Source organism: Ktedonobacter sp. SOSP1-52 (assembly GCF_016587395.1).
In genome coordinates, this window is sequence record NZ_BNJH01000001.1 from 159,759 (window position 1) to 180,669 (window position 20,911).

The window sequence follows — 20,911 nt, forward strand, 5'->3', positions numbered from 1 at the left end:
AATCTGGAGTACAACATGCAGCAAGTAGATAACATGTCACTCATCGTTAGGCTGGCAGAGAAGACCCATCTCATTGCGGCGAAACACCTGGCGGATCAATATAAGCGCGAGTTAGGTTTTATTAATCGCGCCATCATAGAGAAAGCCATAGAAACTCAGTCTTTGCTGGTTGCTCGCTTTGAAGCCGAGCAATCCAGCGATCTGGCTGGCCTAGTACATTTCTATGTAAGACGTGACCATATCATCACCTTGTATAGCATTGCTGTCGCGCCTACGTACCAGAGACGAGGAGTGGGACGCCAGCTTTTTGAGGCTCTCATCAATGAAGCTCGCGCACGGCAAAAAAGTGAGATCCGCTTAAAATGTCCAGCAGAGCTGCCAGCCAACGAGTTCTATAAACACCTCGGCTTACAACTGGTTGATTGTGAAACAGGCAAACATCGGCCTTTGAATGTTTGGAGTTATAGTCTGTCCTGATACGCAGATTCGTCAGGAGTATGAAGTGGAGATCGGGATGTCTCTTTCATTGACTCAAAAGCCGCTAGCTCGCTTTTTACAAAATCATCTTCAAGGTTTCACGACCTTTTTCATGGCTGCTGATGCCACGCCACGCGTTTTAGTGGCAGAACTACGGCATATATTGCAAAGAATGCTGTACGATGAAACCATCGATCTTCACTTCCATCCCTTTCTTTTAGAAAGCTGTGAAATGATCCCACATCTGGGCCAGGAAACGCTTTCCCTGTATCTAAAAACGTATGCGTTACCACCAGCTCGCTTCCTGAGCGAGCCAGCAACGCACTTTGACAGCGCCCTGGTTCCGCTTCAGGCTGAAACACCCGGGAGTGGCTATGTGCTCTATCTGACAGATACTCTAACGGTACGAGATATCTACACATTGTTCGTGCATGCCTATGGGCATTTGGCCTATGGACATCTTCGTCAGGGAGACACTCATAGCCATTACGACCGACTGGATGATTTGCAATCTCCATTTGGCCCCTCACGACGTTGGGATCAGACCATTCAGAACCAGCAACATCTCTGGTTTCAACCCCCATCTCGTATAGCAAGCGCTTCGACTAACTTGGAACATGAGTGGTTTTTTGCCAGCTTTGCACGAGCATTTGAACGTTTGCAAAAGGAAGAATGCGATGATTTTGCTTTAACATTGCAAGCATTTGCAGCACGGCATGGAGACGAACTCATCCAAACAGACTTCAATATTGCGCACAATGCCGAGCTATTCCCTCATCAAAAACGAGGAGCAGCAGAATTGGTTGTGCGTTTGCAAAAACTTGGGGTCGCACTCTTAGCAGATTCAGTCGGATTGGGAAAGACACGCACAGTAGCAGCAACAATTCAACTTCTTTGTCAGGCTAAGATCATTACCCGTGCCGCTATTCTGGCACCAGCCAAACTGCACCATAACTGGCTGGCCGAACTCCACAAACTGCAACTGACTGTGAGCACAGACGCTGAGAAGATGAGCAATGTACTGCTCCTTAACAAGGATATATTCAAACGCCATGATCCTCGTGAAGCACGTAAAGCAGTACAAAGCTGCCAACTGCTAGTGATAGAAGAAGCTCATCAGGACTTACGCAACGTTGATAATAAATTTCATCGCAACTTGCGCGAAGCAGCTCTAGATAAATATGGGATTCTAGTAACTGCAACCCCCTGGAATAACCGGCGTGCCGACATTTTTGCTATGCTTCAACCATTCGCATCTAATCACACAGGAAGCGATAGGCCAGCTCACCTCTTTGCCTGTTTCACAAAGAGTTTGAAAGCCGGGCAAGAGGAGTTTGAACAGGACAACACTACCTTTCAACACCTCTATAATCGCACAACACTACAGCGCACTCGTCGACAATTACGTGAGAGTGGAGATACGAGTGTATTCTACGCACCTCGACGTCCCTACCTTGTGGGAGTTCCCTATACGTCAGAACAGCAACACAGTTTTACGACCTTACTAGGAAAAATTGAACAACTGTATCTGCCATCTTACAATCCTGTTCGTCGTCTGACCTCTGCTGATTCTAGCGAGAATCGTCTCTCTGGCATTCACCGTTTTCAGTTATTGAAACGAGCTGAGAGTAGCATGTATGCGTTCGCTACCTCACTACAAAAGCTGGCGGATAAAGCACGTACCCTCCAACATGAGCTATCGGCTCTTATTGACACCGAAGCAGCGATGTCAGCCTGGCTATATAGATGGTATGAGATAGAAGAGGCAGAGAGTCATAATGAACCTAAGCTAAGACCAGGGAAACAAGGCCGCACACGCAAACTGATAGACAAGGCCGAGAAAGAGGGCAGACTACGAGCTTTGCGCACGTTACTTTTAGATGATTGCCGCCAGGATATACAACTCATCCAGACTATTCAACATGATTTTGCCCCTCTTTTTGCCAGAGATCCAAAAGTTGAGATCATTCTGCAAAAGATTCAACAAAACGTCGCTAAGGGGCAGAAAGTGCTCTGTATCTCTGCGGATGCGGATACAGCCTACACGGTTTACCGTGCGGCTATGGGAGATCCTTTGTTGAAGCAGAAAGGCATCGGCTTTTTAACGAGCAGCGAAAAAGAGGAATATGCAGCATCGCAAATTAATGGGCTGAAGGCCAGTCGAGAAGCTATTTTCAGTCGCTTCGCACCCCGTTCCTGGTCATCAGCAGAAACGAAAGGGAAAACCAATAAGGACAAACAGCCTTATCCAAAAACGCTTGATCTCCTAATCGGAAGCGATACCCTCTCAGTGGGACAAAACTTGCAGGATGCTAGAGTACTGCTCAATCTGGATCTTTGCTGGAATCCCATGCAACACGAACAACGCATCGGGCGTATCGACCGCCCACGCCATAAAGAGGATTCTGAGCCACTAGACATCTATTATTTCCTGAATCTGGATCTGATCGAAGCTGAGTTAGCCCTGCGTAAAAGGTTAGAGGAACGCCTGACCTCGACATATCAAGACACTGCTTTCGATGACGTCATTTTCCCTGGCTACTTTGACATGATTGAGCAGTTTCGTCGTTTGCGCAAAGAAAAAGAGAATGATCACGCTTACATCGCCGATGCCGATGCTCTTTTGGAAGAAATAGCCGAACGCAGTGCTCGTCCTTCTGCTGATGCAGCCGCGGAAAACGAACGCGAGCGTGCAGCCCTTCATCGTTTGCTGGAACTGGCACACGACCTTGCACCTGCTGAGGAGACTGCGCTCAAGCAACAACTCGTCAACATCGGGCGCATTCCATACGATAACTGGCAGAGCTTATCATTTGCAACACGACCAGATGCTGCACTGGTTGCTGAGGTGCGCTTTCAGCCGTTAGATCAACGCAAGCATGCGGTTGGAAAGGCCACATACCAGCATATATACATGAACATATACGAAGAAGAGAAGGCAAATCCAAAGATCAACCTTGACGATGCTTCCCTCGTTCCTGTCATAGAGGGCTTTCTCGCGGAAACGTCCCGTATTCCTCTTAGGAAAAGCCATATTTCCCATCTACAGGCGATGCTTGTAAAGCTAGAGGAGTATGTGCAACAAACGCTGGAAAACCACCAAACCTTGCTAAAGCGCCAAGCACGTTACCAGCAAGAACAGAACGATTTGAAAAATGAGAGCACGCCTTTACGCGCTCAGTACATAGAAGCGAATCTGATAAATATAAGATTTTTAATATAGATTCAGCTTGAAAGGTGGCAGAAGGCTAGTGGAACAAAGCAATCAAAAGGAAGAGCTGCTTCTCTCTCATCAGAAGGAAGATTTTCAGCCAGTTATCGAGGCTATTGATGATTGGCAGGGTATTTTTGAAATAGCCCTCGATACGGCAGCTCAACTATTACCGCCTGAACAATTCCCAGCCACAGATCTACAAGCGTCTCTCGCCGAAATGTGTAACCTGCTCAGAGATGTTCTAAGCCAGTGTAAACTGCAAGAGAGGTGATAGATGAGCCAGTTTGATAATTCTCAGGCGCGCCTCAAGAAAGCAGTGGATGAGGCCCTGACACAGTTCCCCCTCGCAACCGCTACCGTCGAGGCTCTCATACCATTAGTGAGTAAGAAATTTGGACGGCGCATAATTGCCTCTCAATTGCGCTCATTCTTACATAAATACCCCACACACTATAGAGAGGATGACGCTGCCCGCTGGACACTAATCCAGGCAACTCAAACAGCAGAGGAACTCGACGATATTCCAATTGAACAGGATAGCATGCAAGTCAGAGCATATCTGCGTTCAGGCGCTTACATTGTTTTTGATTTGGAAACAATGGGAGAATGGAAGAGTCCATCTCAACCAGGGGATATCGAGATCCTGCAGATTGCAGCGCAAAGATATGAACATTTCACGCCTGTTGGCAATCCCTTTGTGCGCTTTGCTCGTCCTACCCAGGCAATCCCAGCGCGTATTACACACTTGACTAGAATTTCGCAGAAAGATGTCGCTGAAGCTCAAAGCATCCAAATAGTGTTGGCAGAATTCTTTGCTTATGCTGCCGATTACCCTCTGATTGCGCATAACGGCGCCCTCTTTGACGGTCCAGTCCTACAATACGTCTGTGCCAAGATAGGTTACCAACTTCCTCACCCACTGCTCGTACTCGACACATTACCTCTAGCAAGAGCACTATTAGCTCCCGGGGCACTCAGTCCAGTTGGTAGTACACCTCTCAGCAATTATCGTTTGAGCACGCTCGCACGCTTCTATGGGTGCGAAGAAGAGGGGGCACATCGCGCAGATGTTGATATTTCTATGTTGGGAGGGGTCATCAGAGGTTTAATGGGAGAAATCTTCGTTTTACCTGGAACAGATATATCTGCCCCACGTCATCCTGCTGCTATCTTCATTCGTGCTTTGCTGCAAAAAGTGGCTGATCCCTGGCTAACCCTTTGCAAGGATTTAGCGACTCCTCAAACAGAAGAGATCAATCTTGCCTCTCTCTTTACGCTCTTCGGCGCGAGCGCAGTTCCTTTATTTCCACAGGCCAGTGATCTTGTTCCTGCTGGACCCACACCAGATGCGCTGGAAGACATGTTATCGGCATATGAACAACACGGTCGAGAGCGACGAGACTCGCAGGCACGTCTCGCTCACCTGGCTGGCCAGGCGATGCGAGAGGATACCTGTGTAGTCATAGAGGCTGGAACCGGAACGGGAAAAGGACTTGGGTATCTAGCTCCCGCCTATTTACAAGCCAGAGCAATAGGGCGTCCCGTAGTGGTGAGCACGTTTACACGCGTCCTTCAGGATCAGCTCTATCACAGTGATCTCCAGTTCTTGAGCGAGGTTGTACGGGGAGAGATAAAATGCGCGCTGTTAAAAGGCCGCCATAACTATCTCAGCAGTCGTTGCTTAGCGGAAGAATTACAGGATGCCTTTGCCGAAACGGTCCTTGAGCCCTATCGAGCTTGGGCACTGATCACGCTCATTTCCTTTGCCTTGGTGAGTACAAGCGGAGATCTTTCAGAGCTACAAAGCGCCTTTGCGGGAATAGCACGCATAGTACCTGCCAATGGGCAGCTCTTTATAGAAGTGGGAAACACCTCGTCCGCTACGCCAGAGCCAACGCGAAGTGCCGAGGTTTGGAATTTGCTCGCACGTGTGCGCGTTATCGCGGAAGTACCACAGATGGTCTGGCCCGAGGGCTTGCCACGCCCTCATGAACGACTTGATTTCGCCCAGCTTGCTAGAGAGAACGCTCGACGCGCCAACATTGTTGTGGTCAATCACTCTCTACTCTTACACAAAGCCTTGAGAGAGACAGAGAAAGACGGGGAACTACTCATTGAGGCTGGAGGAGAAGATCACAGTCTTTTCTCGCCTTATCTCATCTGCGATGAGGCACATACATTGGAAGATGCTGCGACATCGGTCCTCACACGCACGGTTTCAGAGCAACAGGTAAGGCGGATTCTGACTGCTTTGATTGGTCGACGGGGAATACAAGGGAAAGCATATGAAGGGTTGGTAAGAACATGTCGTCAACTTGGTCTAGCGAAAGATGATCCAACGATTCAGGCCCTTTCCCGCTTGAGCAAGGAACTACTTTCGCAACTAGAAGCGCTAGGACAACACCTGCGCCGCTATATTGAACATCATACCGTTACCCACGCCGAAGATCGATCGCGTTATGGCCTGAGTATACAACTAACCCGTGGAGCCTTGACGACAGCAGGTGGACCAGCACTTAAACAGGGGGGCGAACAATTTGTGGCTTTGCTTTTAGAATTACGTGACCAGTTGGAGTCTTTGGCGGCCCCTATCGCCCGCCAGGCCCAGGCAGTCTCTTCCACACACGATTTCCGCAAAGCCACACGGGCCGAGCGAACACGATTGGCAGTGATCGAAGAGTTGCGCGAACTGGCCCGTGATGCATACTGGTACTGGAATTTCTTCGATGACGCCACGACAGTGCGTACAGTACGCTTTGAACCAGGGGAAGGCACAACTAGTTGGAGTGTAAGCGGCATGCCCATTGCTGTTGGTGCGCTTCTCCATGCACGCCTCTGGTCGAAGCTTTCATCTTCCGTTATCACATCTGCAACAATTACAAGTTGGGGAGAGAACTTCGACTTCTTCGTTGAACGTACTGGACTAGCACGCCTCCCTGCATCTCAATTGCACACTGAAGTGCTTCCCCACGTGTTCGATTATCAGAAGCATGCGCTTTTCTTGATGCCTAATCACTTGCCAGCACCCCGTGATACCGCCCTACGCCGAGCGTATCCAGAAGCAGTGGCAGGAGAACTCAAACGTTTTATTCCTTTCTTTGGTGGAAAAACCCTAGCGTTATTTACAGCTCACATACGCATGGAGCAAGTACATGAACTGGCTGTCGGCGCGCTGGAACAAGTAGGCTTCCCTCTACTTACACAGGATGAGGCGGAGTCCCTGGAGCATTTCAAAAACGAGGAAAAGGTTTCCTTACTAGGGGTTCGTTCGCTCTGGGAGGGCGTGAATGTTCCAGGTGCATCACTCAGCGCAGTCTTAATTGAGAAATTCCCTTTCCCTTCTCTGGGAGATCCCTTGGAGGCAGCGCGTATGGTTGCTATTGAACGTGCTGGGGGAGATAGCTTTTATGGCTACTTACTTCCACGCGCCCTCTTCTTGTTTAAGCAAGGATTCGGACGCCTAATCAGAAAAAGCGATGATCATGGGGTGGTCATCATGCTCGATAAGAGGCTACGGAGCGCAATGTATAGAGGTGAGGTTTTGGCGGCCTTACCGCGACCAGCTCTGGGATATGAGTCAGACAGAGCTATGTATCAGCGCATAGCTGATTGGATGGGATTCGACTTTGATCCAGAGCAATTTCCCCATTCCTTGCAAAACGAGATACAAAGTCTACTGGAAGAAAACCAGCTACCAGCGCCTATTGTATCCGAGGAAGAATGGGAAGCAGTAGCGCTGCCACGCATTGAACGCGTCTTTAAAGGGATCTGGGGGGACCGTCAATTACGTTCATTTCAAGTGGAAGCATTACACGCCGTGCTAACGGGACGCGATGTCTTAACATTGGCCCCTACAGGCTCTGGCAAAAGCATAACCTATCAGCTACCAGCGCTATTACGTTCCGGGTGCACACTCGTCATTTCCCCCCTCGTTGCGTTGATTCGTGATCAGGTGATCACTTTACGAGAGCAGTTTGGCCTATTTATGGTCAATAGTCTGGTGAGCGGGATGAGTTCTGCCGAACAAGAAGAAGTACTCAACGACGCGCGTGCTGGGAAAGTAAAATTGCTCTATGTTGCCCCAGAGCGTTTACGCGATCCGCGCTTTCGCGCAACGTTACTCCAACTTCCACTTGTGCAGTTAGTCGTAGACGAGGCACACTGCATCTCTACCTGGGGACATGATTTTCGCCCAGATTTTCTGGAGATTCCCCAGTTGCTCAACTCGCTAGTAAAGCGGCGACTACCTATCCATGCACTTACAGCTACGGCAACACCCCCGGTTCAACAGGAAATTACAACAGTTTTGCAGTTTGGCGCGTCCCACCGTGAGCCTCTGATCCACCATAGCTCAGATCGGCGCCAGAATCTTGTCTATCGACTTTATCACTACGCCACCGCTAACGAGGGAGAAAGGCGCACTGTGGAAATTGTGCGCCAGATTCTCGCTGACCACGAGAAAGGCGGGCCAGGTATCGTCTACGTAGCCACAAGAGCCAAAGCCGAACGGTTGGCTGAACTTCTACGCACAAACAACATCACTGCCTACGCGTACCACGGAGGGTTGCAGGCAGCAGAACGGCATACAATTCAAGAGCTTTTCATGAGCGGAGAGATAGAGGTAGTTTGTTGCACAAATGCTTTCGGCATGGGTGTAGATAAGCAGAATATTCGCTTTGTCCTCCACTACGACCATCCTGCTTCTGTTGAGGCCTACGCTCAGGAGACAGGACGCGCTGGACGCGATGGGAAAGAGGCATTCGCTATCCTGCTCTCCTCTACGACAACCCAACGCACGCATCGCTCTATCGCCAGAAAAAACGCGTATGACGGTAGAAATATCTATGCTCTCCTAGCAATTTTGCAAGACATACAAGCAGAGTCTCCAACTCCTGATCGCAGTATCCTCACCTCTTTCGCTGAATTAAGCCAACAGCTAGAGATAGAGGAAGGGGCCATTCGCGTTCTTCTGCACGGCGCTGAACAGGTTGGACTGCTCCAACGAGGGCCAGACGTGATCACAGAAGCGGGCATCTTTGTGAGTGATTCTATTTCCGCGCTAGCCGCTCGTTTTGAAGAGGAGCACGATCAGCTTGTACTTACGCAACTCCTGCAATACCTGGCGACTCATCACAATGTTTCTTTCGCAACTAGCAATACTGATTGGCGAGCAAATTACTCTGCCAAGCGCTGGTCAGAGATGGGGGGAAATCCCATTGAGGCTATGCATCTTTTATACCACCTGAGTGAGATTGAACCTGAAAAATGTATCTTTCGACCTTACGCCAGAGGAATACAAGTTCGCCTTTTGCCATGCTCGCCCAGTGAAAAAGAGATAGCCTGTCAGCAACTTACGGCATTCTTTGCAAGCCGTTATACTCACTTTGAGAAGCGCCTGCAAGATATGCTAGCATATATTCACCACGCAGGCACGGGATGCCTATCGGCCTTTATTGAAAGTTACCTTTCAGGACAAATAAATATCCCCCCTTGTGGGAAGTGCGTGTACTGCGCTCCTCAATATCCACTTCCCTGGAATGAACTCCTCGTTGAGGCGAATATCACTCAACCTCATACAACACAACAAACTTCACAGGTTGATCAGACTGATATAGCACTCATTGTTCTAGCCGCACTGAAGGATCACGATGGCTATTTTAGCCAGAACACACTAGCAAAAATGTTACTTGGAGAGGGCTTTGGGCGCACTAGCAATGGAACAACCTACCAATTGCCTCTTACGGCCCGGCAATCCGAGCATTTTGGTGAACTCAAGCACGCCGCATTAAAAGAGCAGCACGTCCGTGATGTTATTCAGCGTTTAAGCGAACAAGGATATATTCTTTTACAGGAACGCTCTCGCCCAGGCTCGCAAGAGAATCAGGCCAAATACATTTGTTTGGCTCTGTCCACAATGGGCAGGGATCTCCTAAGCGGTGAAATGTTAGAGGAAGTGAAAGAACCTTTCTAGAGCTATTATTGAGCGTACATAGAGAAATAAGAGCTAGAAATGGATTATAACTATGCAGAGCCACAACACCCATATCTTTCTTGCTGAGCCAACCCCAATATTGGAACTCAATGACTGGATTACCGCCTACCAAAACAGTCAGCAACGTTTCACATTCAGCGAAGCTGAAATTTTACAAGCATATTGGGAACAGGGAGAAGATATACTGCTCCGTGAAGATAGCCGATTTAAGGAGGTTGCTCTGCCTGATGTAGCGTTTCCAAGGCAATGGATGCTCAGTGAGCATATCATAGCTAACCAGCGTATTTATGATAGTTTGCTTCATGACGAATGGGATGGAAAAGATCTTTTGCAGCATCTACAACAACTGGATCAGCAAAGTGTTGAAGCAACATTTCATATCTTTTGTCGCACTGACACACGCTTCTCTTTATCGCAAAATGAGGAGGGTCTCTATCGCATTTGCTTGAGCCAACAGATTGCAAAGGTTAGCCTAAGCACTGAACAAATGCAAGCGCTTGAGAGTATAGCCGAGCAGTTAGTGAATTCATTTCCTCAACAGAGGCGCTCACCTTGGACTATCTTTGAGCTTTTAGAGCAGATAAAATACTTAACATCTGATCACCCTTCGTTGGGAACTTTGCTTCCCGCTGAACTAACACAATGGCTTCGTCAGAGGGATGAGTGGGTAAAAGTAGGCCGGGATCTCTGGTTTCCCCAGCAGCTTCTACCTCCTCCAGTCCCAAACCATCACTATGCTGTGCTTTCCGTCAACACAAACAAAAGCGGCCAGGGGAGTTCTTTTCTGGAGCCTGTGGAGACAAGCGACCAGATTGCAAGCGAAACAAAAAACCAAGAAATATCTGATGAAAAACAATTATTGACTTCTCAGCAAGGGCCAACGGGAAATAGATGGAGAATAACATTACTCACTCTCCATCTTAACGAAGGATATATCCCCGTCCCATCCCAAGTACGCTCATTTTATCCACATAAGCAAAATAGAGATAACATTGTCATCCTGTCCGGTATCTGGTTTTCCGACGCAAGTGAAATGACTATCTGGCTTGATATGACACATCACCGACTATATGGCCCTGACATTGCAGACCAGTTAGCTTTTTTAGATGCAGGAACCATTTTAGAAATAATTTGGAGTAATGCAGGGTTTACGTTTCACTTGGCGGGGCAAAATCCAAAAGTATTTGAAGAAGAAGCACGTCTCATCGATCTCACAGAATTAGCCCAAGTACGCTCAACCCTTCTAGAAAGTTATCGCACCAGTTTGCGAGTTCTTCTTACGTCAGCTAAGCAAGGGAAAGGGTTTGATGAGCTTTACCTTGAGTTATGCCAACGACAGCAACACAAGCCTAGCAGATCCACTATACGGGCCATCCTTTCTTCATCACCTGAGTTTATCTTCGATAAGACTGAACGTAAATGGGAACTGCTTCCCAGTATTTCTAAAGAAACAGGAGCAAGTGCACTACGGAAGATTGTTGTCGCAGCTCGTCAGGTGGGCACCAAAGATAATGATCAGTTTTCAGAGACAGTTTCACTGTCCAGCATGATAGAAAGAAACCGCCAACAACTCATGGGTCTACGCAAATTTTACAGTGGCAAAGATCAATTAAGTGATTAAATTGCAAATAATATTGGTTTTTAACAACCTACACTAGTGGGTCAGCTTGCAATTGAATACCCTCGAATCATTGCAGCGCTCGATCCGGCCAGACGGCGTGTCCGCGCGCGTTCGCGCCGTCGCCTGCGCTTGCCATTCCAGACAAAGGGCGTCGGGTTCACGTTCCAACCGGCCACGGTTTGCTCCAACCAGTCGATGACTTGTTGGGGGTTCTTGGGATGTTGCCCAGCCAAAGCACGCGGCACAATGATGCGTTGCACCGACTCTGCCATATTGAGCCACGAGCCACCAACGGGGGTGTAGAGCGGCATCACCCCATGATGAAACAACCATACCACGAGGTCGGGAGTCAGGTGCCCAGCCAGATTGTCCCACACGAGCACGATACGTAAGGGAGGAAGCCCCTCATCGTTCTCGTGTGGCCACAACCACGTTTTCCACTGCGCATAGTGCGCCCGCTCTGCTTCCGGCGGCAAGGTCTCTGCTGGCTGTTTTTTCTCCAATTCGTCCAACACCTCCGAGAGTTGCTCTTTCAGCCAGGGATGCAAGACGGCATTGGTTGCCGAGACGACACCTTTGGCGCGCAAGAGACCCGTGGTCGGACGAAAGAGGGTGAGCAGTTTGGCGGTGCCCCGCGCTCGTACTCGTGGGGGTGCAACAGGGGATGGCCCTCTGGTTGCCACGAGGAACCCGGCTGTGGGATGGCCTGATACGGTCCAGCTTCATCTTCATTGAGTTGCACGATCCCGGCAGCTTCCGCGTGCTCGCACGCCAACTCGATCAGTCTTTTTTTTCCAGTGTTTGCTCGTCATAGGTCGTCACCGTGCCGCCTTTGCGTTTGCGCAGCGCGTAGCCGGTGCGGCACCAAGTGCGTGTTCGCTGATAGCTGTAGCCTGACCCATGCAGCACCTGACGAATGGTTTCGTTGGCGATGTGAGGCAGATCCGAGGCTTGTAGTGCCTTGCGTAGTAAGGAGAGTGACCAGGTAGCAGTCTGATCGATCTGGCGATCTGGGGTCCTCTGTACTTCTTGCAGAATACGCGCCTGCTGCGCGCTCGTGTAGGTCGGCTTGCGCCCACGGCCAGCAGCAATCGAAAGCGCTGCCAGACCGTGCTCATTGAAGCGCTCGACCAACTCGCGCACACTGCGTGCCTCTCTAAAGCCTGCCACCAATGCTGCCTGCGGAAAAGACTGCGAGGCCGCTACTGCCAGCAGCGCTTTGGCTCGCCGCGCCACGTCTATCCGTTCACTGCTGGCCTTGACGATGCGCTGCAACTCTTGCTCTTCTTGTTTGCTGAAAGCACGCAGGGGATGTTTTTGGAAGTGAGCCATTGACGTATTCCTTCTTTCTCCCCCTATTCTATCACCTCCGCTTCCCTCCTGGTGCTCAATTGCGAGTTGACCCACTAGTGGTCAGTCCAGTTAGGTTTGCTTGATGGGATAAAGCCGTTCGAGCTTCACACGAGCATCATCAGAGGTAAAACACCAGGTGATGGTACAATGCTTGTCATTGCGCTCGGTCTCAAGGGCTTGGAAGCGTCGAAGCAGCGTTGCTTCGTCACCGACCCGATGAGACAAGCACCCCCGAGAAAAGATCCCGATCTCGATTTCTGCCATGTTGAGCCAACTGCCATGTTTGGGCGTAAAATGAAACTCCAGACGACGTAAGATGCGCCGGGCCTCGGCTGGCGCAAAGGTCTCGTAGAGGGCCGCAGGCGTGTGAGTACTCAGATTATCCTGGACCACCCGGATATATTCGGCGTTGGGATACGCTTCGTCCACCAGCCATTGCATACAGCGGGCGTAATCCTGTTTCGTGCGCTGGTGAGTCACGCTGACATGCCTCCAGCCAGCCTGGGGTTCGACAAAGAAAAAGGCATTGCGGGTACCATTGCGTTGATATTCATAGTCTGTACGCGCGGAAACTCCTGGCGCAACAGCTTGGGAAGGAGAGACATCGGCGACCAAAGAAACCGGTTTTTCATCAAAGCACACCGTGGGATACTGCGGATCGTACTCCTCTTCATAGAGTTCGAGCACATCTTCCATGGCTGCCACAAATGGTGCTCCTACCTGTGGAATGCACCATTGCTCGTGTTGCCACGGCTTGAGTTCGTTTTTTTCAAGAGGTGACGGATCGTCTCCGGCGAAATGGACTCGACAAAGCCAAGTTCTACCGCCTGGTCGGCGAGCAAGCGCACGGTCCAATGATCATGGCCATCTGGCACAGGGCTACACGTTATGGCCACCAGGTGAGCTGATTGAACTGGAGTAAGGGCGTGCCGTCGGTGGGCTTGGGGCTGATCCTGGAGCACACGGGCCAGACCGCCCTCAGCATACCGCTCACGAACGCGTTTCACGGTAGAAAGGCTGGTTTCGATGGCTTCCATGATGCGCTGATTAGACCACCCATCTGCGGCTTTGAGCAGGATACGCGCACGGGTCAAGGTTCGAGCATTGGCTTTGCCCCGATGCAACACGGCTTGCAGTTCTTTGCGATCTGATGCAGTGAGTTTGATTGATTCTTTCATCTCTCGACGCTAACACACGAGGGCGTTTCTGTCAAACCTAACTGGACTGACCACTAGTTGAGCCAGATCCCGATCCCAATGACGCAGGTCATTAAACACGTGACGATTCACAACCATCCAGCGTCTATGCAACTGATAATGGAACTGGATAAGCCCGACCAGACCATCATCCATCACATACAATGCTGAGGAAGGATCATACCTCATAGCGTGCTCAATTCGAGTCCGATAATAAGAAAACAGACCCTGGAGGTATTGCTGGATGCGTGGCGAGAGGGAGGGGGGTTGCTCCTGTTGTGCCTCTTCTTGCATGTGGCGCACTCTACCTGTCTTATCAAAAACAACAACGCTTTTCGCTATTGCAAGTGGCCGTACGCGATTATGCATGCGATTAAGTTGCTCAATCTCACATCCGACTCTTTCTTGAAACTGTTCCAGCGACAGAAAGAGAAGATCGAGCCTTGTGCCCTCAAACATGAGATAGCTTCTGTTATGGCAGGCAGCATCTTTGTGAACAATGATCTGAACCTCCAATTCACTCGGCCCGGTAGGCTCGCCAATAGGGATCGGACCAAAAAGCAAGGCCGCCAGGTAGCGCTCATTCTGTTCAAGACGCTGAATAGCCTGATAGGCGGGACGGAAAGCAGGGGGGATTGTTGAAAATGGTGAGGGCACATATGGGTGATCCTCTTGCTTCTCCCACTCAGGAATTTTCGCAGCAATCGCCTCCACTTCCTCAGGGGTAAACGAATGAGTGCGCGCGCAACAGAAAATGGCCCTGTGCCTGTTGGGAAGCTCGTACACAACACAACCAGCGAGGAGGTGACAGTGGGAACAACAATCGTGCTTCATGATGCCTGCTTCACGCAGGTGATGGCAACGAATAATCATGAGGTAGTGCTCTTTTGGAGTGCACAAGAGCTAGCGCATGAGAATGGAAAGATGGCTCTTTCGCCTCTATTATAGAGATGAGTGGTCGTTTTTGCAAGAACGCGCATAGTGCTACTACAGATCCCGGCCGGGACTGTAAAGTGTGAGACCTGAGGAACCATTAGATCAGCGGAGTCTGCTTATCGTGAGATGTAAGCACACACTCCGGATAGAAATGAACCCGCTTACAGAGAACGCGAAAAAGGAACGGTCGTATGTCTCATTGTTTGCGCTCTCTGTAAGCGGGGCAACTCCCCGTCATTCACCACATTTTATTGTCCCAAGGCTTGATATGCAAAGCGCAGCATCCGCTCCTGAGAGGCGATCCTATCATCCACTGAGGGCGAGCCGTGACCCGCGTCAAACCAGAGAATCTCGATGTGCTTCCCTAATGCGCGCATCTGCTCTTCATAGACCTCTACCTGACGCGCAGGACAACGCGTATCGTTGCGTCCCTGAATGAGCAGAACAGGAGCAGTAACGTGTTCAACGTAAGTGGTTGGAGAGCTTTTCCTGTACTGATCTAGCTTTTCATCAGGGGTGCCACCAAACAACCCTGCAATATAGCCCTTGTGTTTATCCGACGAGTACTGATACTGCAATGCTCGATCGGCAACGGCGACACCACCCATACCACCGGCCCAGAGCCCCGGATACTTCCCCAGTGCCTGGAGGGTCAGGTAACCCCCATATGATCGGCCAGTAAGTAGAACCTGATCCGGTCGAGCAATGCCCTGGTCAACCAGCCACTGACGCGCACCGACCATGTCTTCAACCTCCAGATCGCCTGGATTTCCCCAGATTTGCTCTAAAAACTGCTTGCCAAAGGTTGTTGAACCTCGATAATTGATCGAGGCAAACGCAAAGCCATGGTCCACCCACGCCTGACAGGCGGCATCAAATCGCTCAACCGTGACAGCATTGGGTCCACCATGCGTTTCCAGAATCGTAGGAAACGGTCCCTCGCCTTCCGGAACACAGAGCCAACCCTGAATCTCCTGGCCATCCGTGGACGAGAACGTAAACGATCGCCAGGGCTGGCCTTCTGGAATAGTATCAGTCGAGATCAGTGTGCGTTTCAGCTGCCCTGTCTCTCCATCCAGTTCAATGAGACAGGAGGCATGCTTCGCATTCTGCCAGGTGGCCACGATGGTATTCTCAGGTCCAAACTGGGCCTGTGTGTACGTCCCACTGGGATGATGGAGCGCGCGCACCTCTCCGCTCTCAAGATCATAGATATAGAGACGCTGCACCGCTTGCCGGAACTGGCAGAGCAGGAGCCGCTTTCCATCAGCGGACCAGTCCAACGGCCTGATCTCCCCCTCCACATCATCCAGAGACAGATAATGGCATTCACCGGTACGAGGATTCCAGAGCAGCGGACGCATATTCCCGCTACGGTCGCTCGTCGCCAGCACACGCAGATCATCAGCTAAGGGAGAAAAAGCGAGCAGGTCCAGGCTAGCCCCCGGGCCATCCTCCAACTCACCCAGACACTCACCACTTCTGACATCAACTGCCAGAAGCGTGTATTGAAGGGTTCCCGTACGCTCTGTCACAGCAATGACAACCACTTCTCCGTCATATGAAAGCACCGGGCTCATCGCCAGCTTTGGGCTACTATAGAGCAGGCGCGGCTCGCCAATCGCATCTTCCCTCCCCACGTCAATGCAATACAGATAAAAATCACCCGAGTGAGCCACTACTCCACCAAGTACACGACTGGACCCGCTGATCGTCAGGCCATAGAGCACAGACTCCTGCGAGACCACATACGGCGGAAGATGTGGCGTCAGATCGACAGGGGCACCGCCTTCATACGGAATACGGACAAAATGTCCCGTCTCGTCTCCCCCTTGATCATCCAGATAGTACAGGAACTTTCCGTCAGGAGAAAGCACAACGTGAAAGAGCCCACCTGGTTTATGCGTCAGTTGAACAATCGCATTCGTCGATACATCCCAGCTGTATACCTGAAAAACATGACTCGCTTTATTGCTGACCACAATACCCCGCGTGGGATTCTCCCTTGCCACCTGGGCATCAAGCAGCACAGAGGCACGAAACCGGCGTTTCCAGGGAGCAGATTCCTCAAGGAGAGGTTTTTTGAGCATAACATCCTCCGCTATCTATCAAAAACGAAACGAGAGAAACAATATCATCTTACCACTACTGCGACAGAGGCGTCAGACAAGCAATTTCATCCCTGCGTTTGTGCCAACTCTTACTACTAATATTGCCCATTCCCCCAATTTCATGCTATGCTAGCCATGTACTCATAAGTTTTGTTCATCTCTTTTTGTACATTTCCGTCAAGTGATAGCTTGATGGGCACACACGCTATTATCGCCTCAACACATCCTGGTACGCCAGGATAAGAAGGAGCTCAAATTTCTTCGTTCTAGAGAGGATGAGAACAATGATTCCACAACGCATTTCCCTACAAGGCAGAACTCTTTTCCCTGCTTGTAGACAAACCAGGAGATGGAACTGGATTGCTTATTACTGACGAACCAAGAGCGTTGGCTCTGACAGGAGGCACAGGCAAAAACGATTCCTGATGCTCCTTGATGTCGCGTTGATCTCAAAGTAATATTCCCATCTCCTCACAACTCACTTTTTTTGGCTGATCCACGCCTCGTGCGACTGGATCGTTTTGTGTTGCCTCAGACTCCCATACGGCCGTGCTCCTCCCCTTTCCTTTTTCTTTGCTTTTGGTGAATTACAACATTTTTCATACAAAGAAAAGGAAAAAGGAATGGCTTCAATCTCAGATCATCACGTAAATGATCATCAAGCCACGCAAGTAAGTAGGGTACCTCTCAAACGCCGGCTTCCTCTTGCAACATTACTTGTCGAGCGAGGATTTTTTGCACACATCGATGAAGCACGTCGATGGGTCATGGCTGGAAAGGTCCTGGTGAACGATCAGCGTCTGGACAAGCCGGGGATGCTTGTTCCTCGGGAAGCACAGATCCATGTTCGTGGTAGATCACACTATGCAAGTCGAGCTGGATACAAATTGGCAGCCGCTTTGGATACATTTGCTATCTCTGTGGCCGAGCAAGTAGCCCTTGACTGTGGCGCTTCTACGGGAGGATTTACCGATTGCCTCTTGCAACGAGAAGCAACACTGGTCTATGCAGTTGATGTCGGCTATGGTCAACTCCTTGGTCGTCTACGCGTTGATCCTCGCGTGCGAAATCTTGAACGAACCAACCTGAGCGATGTAACACCAAATATGTTAGTTCCTGCACCGACGGTAATCACGCTGGATCTTTCTTACCTCTCGCTCACGAAAGCATTACCTGTTGCGACAGCATTGCTTGGCTCTGGGACATATTCGGTGTGCCTACCTGACTTTGGGAAGCTACTGATCAGGCATCGGGGATGTAGGGGATCAACCCTTTACGGAATGCTGCCTCCTGGATTTCCCTGGGGGCCTGGCGCACATCGATGATGAGTCCATTCACCTCAAGCATCCAGATCAAAGGGTTCTTGTCAACCATGGAGGGGATCGACCAATCTGGGTTCATGGGATACATGCCCAGCAGGTCACGGATTTGTTTGGATTTCGCCTGCATCGTGCTCGAACTGAGATCGAAATACTCCCAGATCTGGCTTGCTGTAATGTGGGGAGTCTGGGAGGAATCAAAGAGAAAGTTGACCATGCCCAGCGCATGAATGATCCCACAAGCCCACGTAGGAGCCTTGCCTCGTGCCAATGGTGAAGGACGTTTCCGGCACAGGGTCGCTGTCAGTTCACGACAGAGTTGGAGATACTCGTCATTTAAGTAGGTCTGGCTGAAGGTATCCGTGAGCAGGGTGATCTCCTCGAAGCACTTCTGCATCTCTTTGGGAACTTGTTGTGATGTACTCCGTTTGGCCATATCTTCCTCCTTCACGTCTTCATTGTAGCGTATCACCACGAGGGATGACCAGCGAATCGCCCATCCGTCAAGCACCGACTATGCAGCTGCGATGGCTGCCGGTGTGGACCCAGTGCCATGTGTCTCAAGAGTGGCAGGAACCGCCACCTGCGAGGAGCGTCTACGCTGCTCTTTACCCAATGATTCCCCTGCTGCTGGGTGGAGCAGAACACGGCGTTGCAGGAGCGCAAATCCGGCTTGTCCATAGGAACTACGCTTGATCCATTTTACTTTATTGACAAAGCCTTCGACCACTCCGTTGCTCCAGGTCAGGCTGCATCCGTTGGTAACCGCCTCCGCATCATCGGCTAGTCCATCAACAAAAGCGATCAGTTCCGCGATCCCACTGGCTTGGACAGCGGCTTTCCATTGTTCCAGATGTGTTCGTCCCTCGTGTTTTCGTAGGAGGTAGCCAAAGTCCTGCGCAAGCTTGAACACGAGAGCGATGGTCTCATTGCTCTGGATGAGCTGATCCAGATAGGCCGCTTGCTCTCTCGTGCGGTTTTGTGCTGGCCTCACCATCATGAGCGCAACGCCTCTGGACGAAGGAGGCTTGTCCCAGATGATTGTCTGCTTAGAGACGGGGCGTGCGACGTTCTGACGAAAAGGACGAAGCCGCCTCTGAAGCGTGCGCTGCGTCCCAGTATATCCTTGAGTGACAATTTCCTCGTACAGCTTGGCCACGTTGTGGCACCCCTGGTTCCATCGCAAAGTGAGGTAGGAAAGGTAGGGATCAACGATGGAAGAAGAGCGAGATCGTCGTCGCGGAGGCGGAGGTGTCTCCTGTTCGAGGGTACGGTAGACTTTGCTTGAACTGACGCCAACGAGCTGGGCAATCTGCCCTTTGTGGTAGCCTTGCCGATACAGTTTCCAGATCCGCTTATGAAGTTTGACTTGTTGGCGATGACGCTCCTGCCGCTCTTGTGCGACTTTTTCAGGGACTGCCGTCCTCGTAGCTAGACGCGTTTTGCCTGTGCTCCCTTGTGTTGCCTTTTTGAGTGCACGTTCTTGCGTGCGAAAGAACTTCTCCAGGGCTTCGGCAAAATTCTTTTGCAAGTGAAAGCGATCGACCACCTGTTTGGCCTGAGGCGCGCCCTCAGTGGCAGCTTCTCGGAAGATTTTGCCACGATCACGTGAGACCAAATCAATTTCGGGATGCGTGCACAACCATGCTTTACTCGTTTCGGCGGAACGCTCTGCTAACAACTGCACGATCCGCCGCTTTTCCAGGTCCACGAGAATGGTCCCATAGCGCTGGCCTTTTTTCCATGCCCACTCGTCTATTCCCACCTTCGCTACCTCGCCTTCACTGGGCAAGGGAAGCTGCAAGACGCGACGGATGATGGTTTTGGCAGTGGTGGGCATGCCAAGGGACGAGGCGATCCGCGCTGCATCGGCCCCATTGGTGGTCACTCCTAGTGCCTGAAGCGCCTTGACGAGCCGATCCGTCATTCGTGCATAGCGCTGGACCAACTCTGGGAAGCGCTCGGCAAAGATGTGTTGGGGACAGGATGCCTCGTGACAGATCCACTTGCGCACTCGTAACTTGAGCACAAGGCATCGGCCGCCAAAGGCAACATCGGCAATGGTGCGCTGATAGTGGCTATGGACTCGAGAGCCAGGCGTCCCACATCGTGGGCAAAGAGCTCTTGACGAGGTTGCATGAAGATGGACGATGATTATCTGATTCTGGATCTCGATAGTCTCAAGATGTACCGTTGAAGGAAATGCAAAAACAGGGGAAAGATCGATGGAAGCGCCTCCAGATGACTTAAATGATTGGAACTGACGCTATTATACCACAAAGCCAAGTCAGTAGGCACACCGAATATGTCCCAGAGCCCATTGCTTGCTCCAGAAGGACAGATCCTGGCACTCGTGAAGCCGCTCTTCGAGGTCGAAAGTGCTGATGCAAGGCGGAGCGGGCGCATTGACGATGTGGCGCTGCTCGTTGAAGCACTTCAGCAGGTAGTGGAAGCAGGAAGAACGTGTGGGCTGAGCATACAGGGTATCGCCAAGCTGGCACTTACACCCGCCATGGTGTTCACGAATTCTTTGCTTCATTTGTTCGCCGTCCTGGTGCTCTTGATTGGCAGTATGATACACACACACTGCTTGATATTATTCAAAGACCAGGTGTTGGTAAGGCTCAAGAATGGAGCGAACCCATGTTGCCAGACAGATGAGGAAGTCAACTCCTGATGGAGAGAGTGAGTG

Annotated in this window: 15 protein-coding genes; 7 read left to right on the top strand and 8 right to left on the bottom strand. The window is 50.7% G+C overall.

Going from position 1 to position 20,911, the window contains the following annotated elements; genetic code table 11:
* Window positions 1-15 precede the first annotated feature (15 nt).
* Genes JMJ16_RS00745 through JMJ16_RS00765 form a run of 5 tightly spaced genes read left to right on the top strand, consistent with a single transcriptional unit; the run spans window position 16 to window position 11,304 of the window.
* The gene (locus tag JMJ16_RS00745; protein ID WP_201377642.1) at window positions 16-477 is read left to right on the top strand and encodes an N-acetyltransferase; all 462 of its coding nucleotides are present in this window, start codon (window positions 16-18) and stop codon (window positions 475-477) included.
* Window positions 478-502: 25 nt separating this feature from the next.
* A complete protein-coding gene (locus tag JMJ16_RS00750; protein ID WP_201377643.1) occupies window positions 503-3,700 on the top strand; it encodes an SNF2-related protein in 3,198 nt (1,065 codons plus the stop codon).
* A gap of 28 nt (window positions 3,701-3,728) precedes the next feature.
* The gene (locus tag JMJ16_RS00755; protein ID WP_201377645.1) at window positions 3,729-3,962 is read left to right on the top strand and encodes a hypothetical protein; all 234 of its coding nucleotides are present in this window, start codon (window positions 3,729-3,731) and stop codon (window positions 3,960-3,962) included.
* Window positions 3,963-3,965: 3 nt separating this feature from the next.
* Window positions 3,966-9,662, top strand: coding sequence for a RecQ family ATP-dependent DNA helicase (locus tag JMJ16_RS00760; protein WP_201377647.1), 5,697 nt, complete (start codon window positions 3,966-3,968; stop codon window positions 9,660-9,662).
* A gap of 52 nt (window positions 9,663-9,714) precedes the next feature.
* Window positions 9,715-11,304 (top strand): hypothetical protein, encoded by a 1,590-nt coding sequence (locus JMJ16_RS00765; protein WP_201377649.1) that lies wholly within the window; start codon window positions 9,715-9,717, stop codon window positions 11,302-11,304.
* A 41-nt stretch (window positions 11,305-11,345) separates the two neighbouring features.
* Here the strand turns inward: JMJ16_RS00765 and JMJ16_RS00770 are convergent, their stop codons facing one another.
* The 6 genes from JMJ16_RS00770 to JMJ16_RS00790 form a co-directional block, all read right to left on the bottom strand.
* Window positions 11,346-11,987: a hypothetical protein gene (locus tag JMJ16_RS00770; RefSeq protein WP_236601098.1), complete on the bottom strand. Its 642-nt coding sequence runs from the start codon at window positions 11,985-11,987 to the stop codon at window positions 11,346-11,348.
* Window positions 11,988-12,084: 97 nt separating this feature from the next.
* Window positions 12,085-12,636, bottom strand: coding sequence for a helix-turn-helix domain-containing protein (locus JMJ16_RS00775; RefSeq protein ID WP_201377651.1), 552 nt, complete (start codon window positions 12,634-12,636; stop codon window positions 12,085-12,087).
* Between the two features lie 90 nt (window positions 12,637-12,726).
* Window positions 12,727-13,386, bottom strand: coding sequence for an IS630 family transposase (locus JMJ16_RS56590; RefSeq protein WP_374228975.1), 660 nt, complete (start codon window positions 13,384-13,386; stop codon window positions 12,727-12,729).
* Window positions 13,374-13,835 carry a helix-turn-helix domain-containing protein gene (locus tag JMJ16_RS56595; RefSeq protein ID WP_374228905.1) on the bottom strand — a complete coding sequence of 154 codons (462 nt, stop codon included), beginning with the start codon at window positions 13,833-13,835 and terminating at the stop codon, window positions 13,374-13,376. Before JMJ16_RS56595 ends, JMJ16_RS56590 begins: the two co-directional genes overlap by 13 nt.
* 9 nt (window positions 13,836-13,844) lie before the next feature.
* A complete protein-coding gene (locus tag JMJ16_RS00785) occupies window positions 13,845-14,726 on the bottom strand; it encodes a hypothetical protein (RefSeq protein WP_201377655.1) in 882 nt (293 codons plus the stop codon).
* A gap of 311 nt (window positions 14,727-15,037) precedes the next feature.
* Window positions 15,038-16,879, bottom strand: coding sequence for a prolyl oligopeptidase family serine peptidase (locus JMJ16_RS00790; RefSeq protein ID WP_201377657.1), 1,842 nt, complete (start codon window positions 16,877-16,879; stop codon window positions 15,038-15,040).
* 644 nt (window positions 16,880-17,523) lie between these two features.
* On the opposite strand from JMJ16_RS00790, the gene JMJ16_RS00795 reads away from it, so the two are divergent.
* On the top strand, window positions 17,524-18,225 hold the full coding sequence (locus JMJ16_RS00795) for a TlyA family RNA methyltransferase (RefSeq protein WP_201377659.1): 702 nt from the start codon (window positions 17,524-17,526) through the stop codon (window positions 18,223-18,225).
* On the opposite strand, the gene JMJ16_RS00800 is transcribed toward JMJ16_RS00795, so the two are convergent.
* Both JMJ16_RS00800 and JMJ16_RS00805 read right to left on the bottom strand, forming a co-directional pair.
* Window positions 18,143-18,655: a DUF6398 domain-containing protein gene (locus JMJ16_RS00800; protein ID WP_201377662.1), complete on the bottom strand. Its 513-nt coding sequence runs from the start codon at window positions 18,653-18,655 to the stop codon at window positions 18,143-18,145. The genes JMJ16_RS00795 and JMJ16_RS00800 overlap by 83 nt on opposite strands.
* Window positions 18,656-18,733: 78 nt before the next feature.
* Complete coding sequence (locus tag JMJ16_RS00805; RefSeq protein ID WP_236601524.1) at window positions 18,734-20,446, bottom strand: ISL3 family transposase; 1,713 nt, start codon at window positions 20,444-20,446, stop codon at window positions 18,734-18,736.
* A gap of 78 nt (window positions 20,447-20,524) precedes the next feature.
* On the opposite strand from JMJ16_RS00805, the gene JMJ16_RS00810 reads away from it, so the two are divergent.
* Window positions 20,525-20,896: a hypothetical protein gene (locus JMJ16_RS00810; RefSeq protein ID WP_201377664.1), complete on the top strand. Its 372-nt coding sequence runs from the start codon at window positions 20,525-20,527 to the stop codon at window positions 20,894-20,896.
* Window positions 20,897-20,911 lie beyond the last annotated feature (15 nt).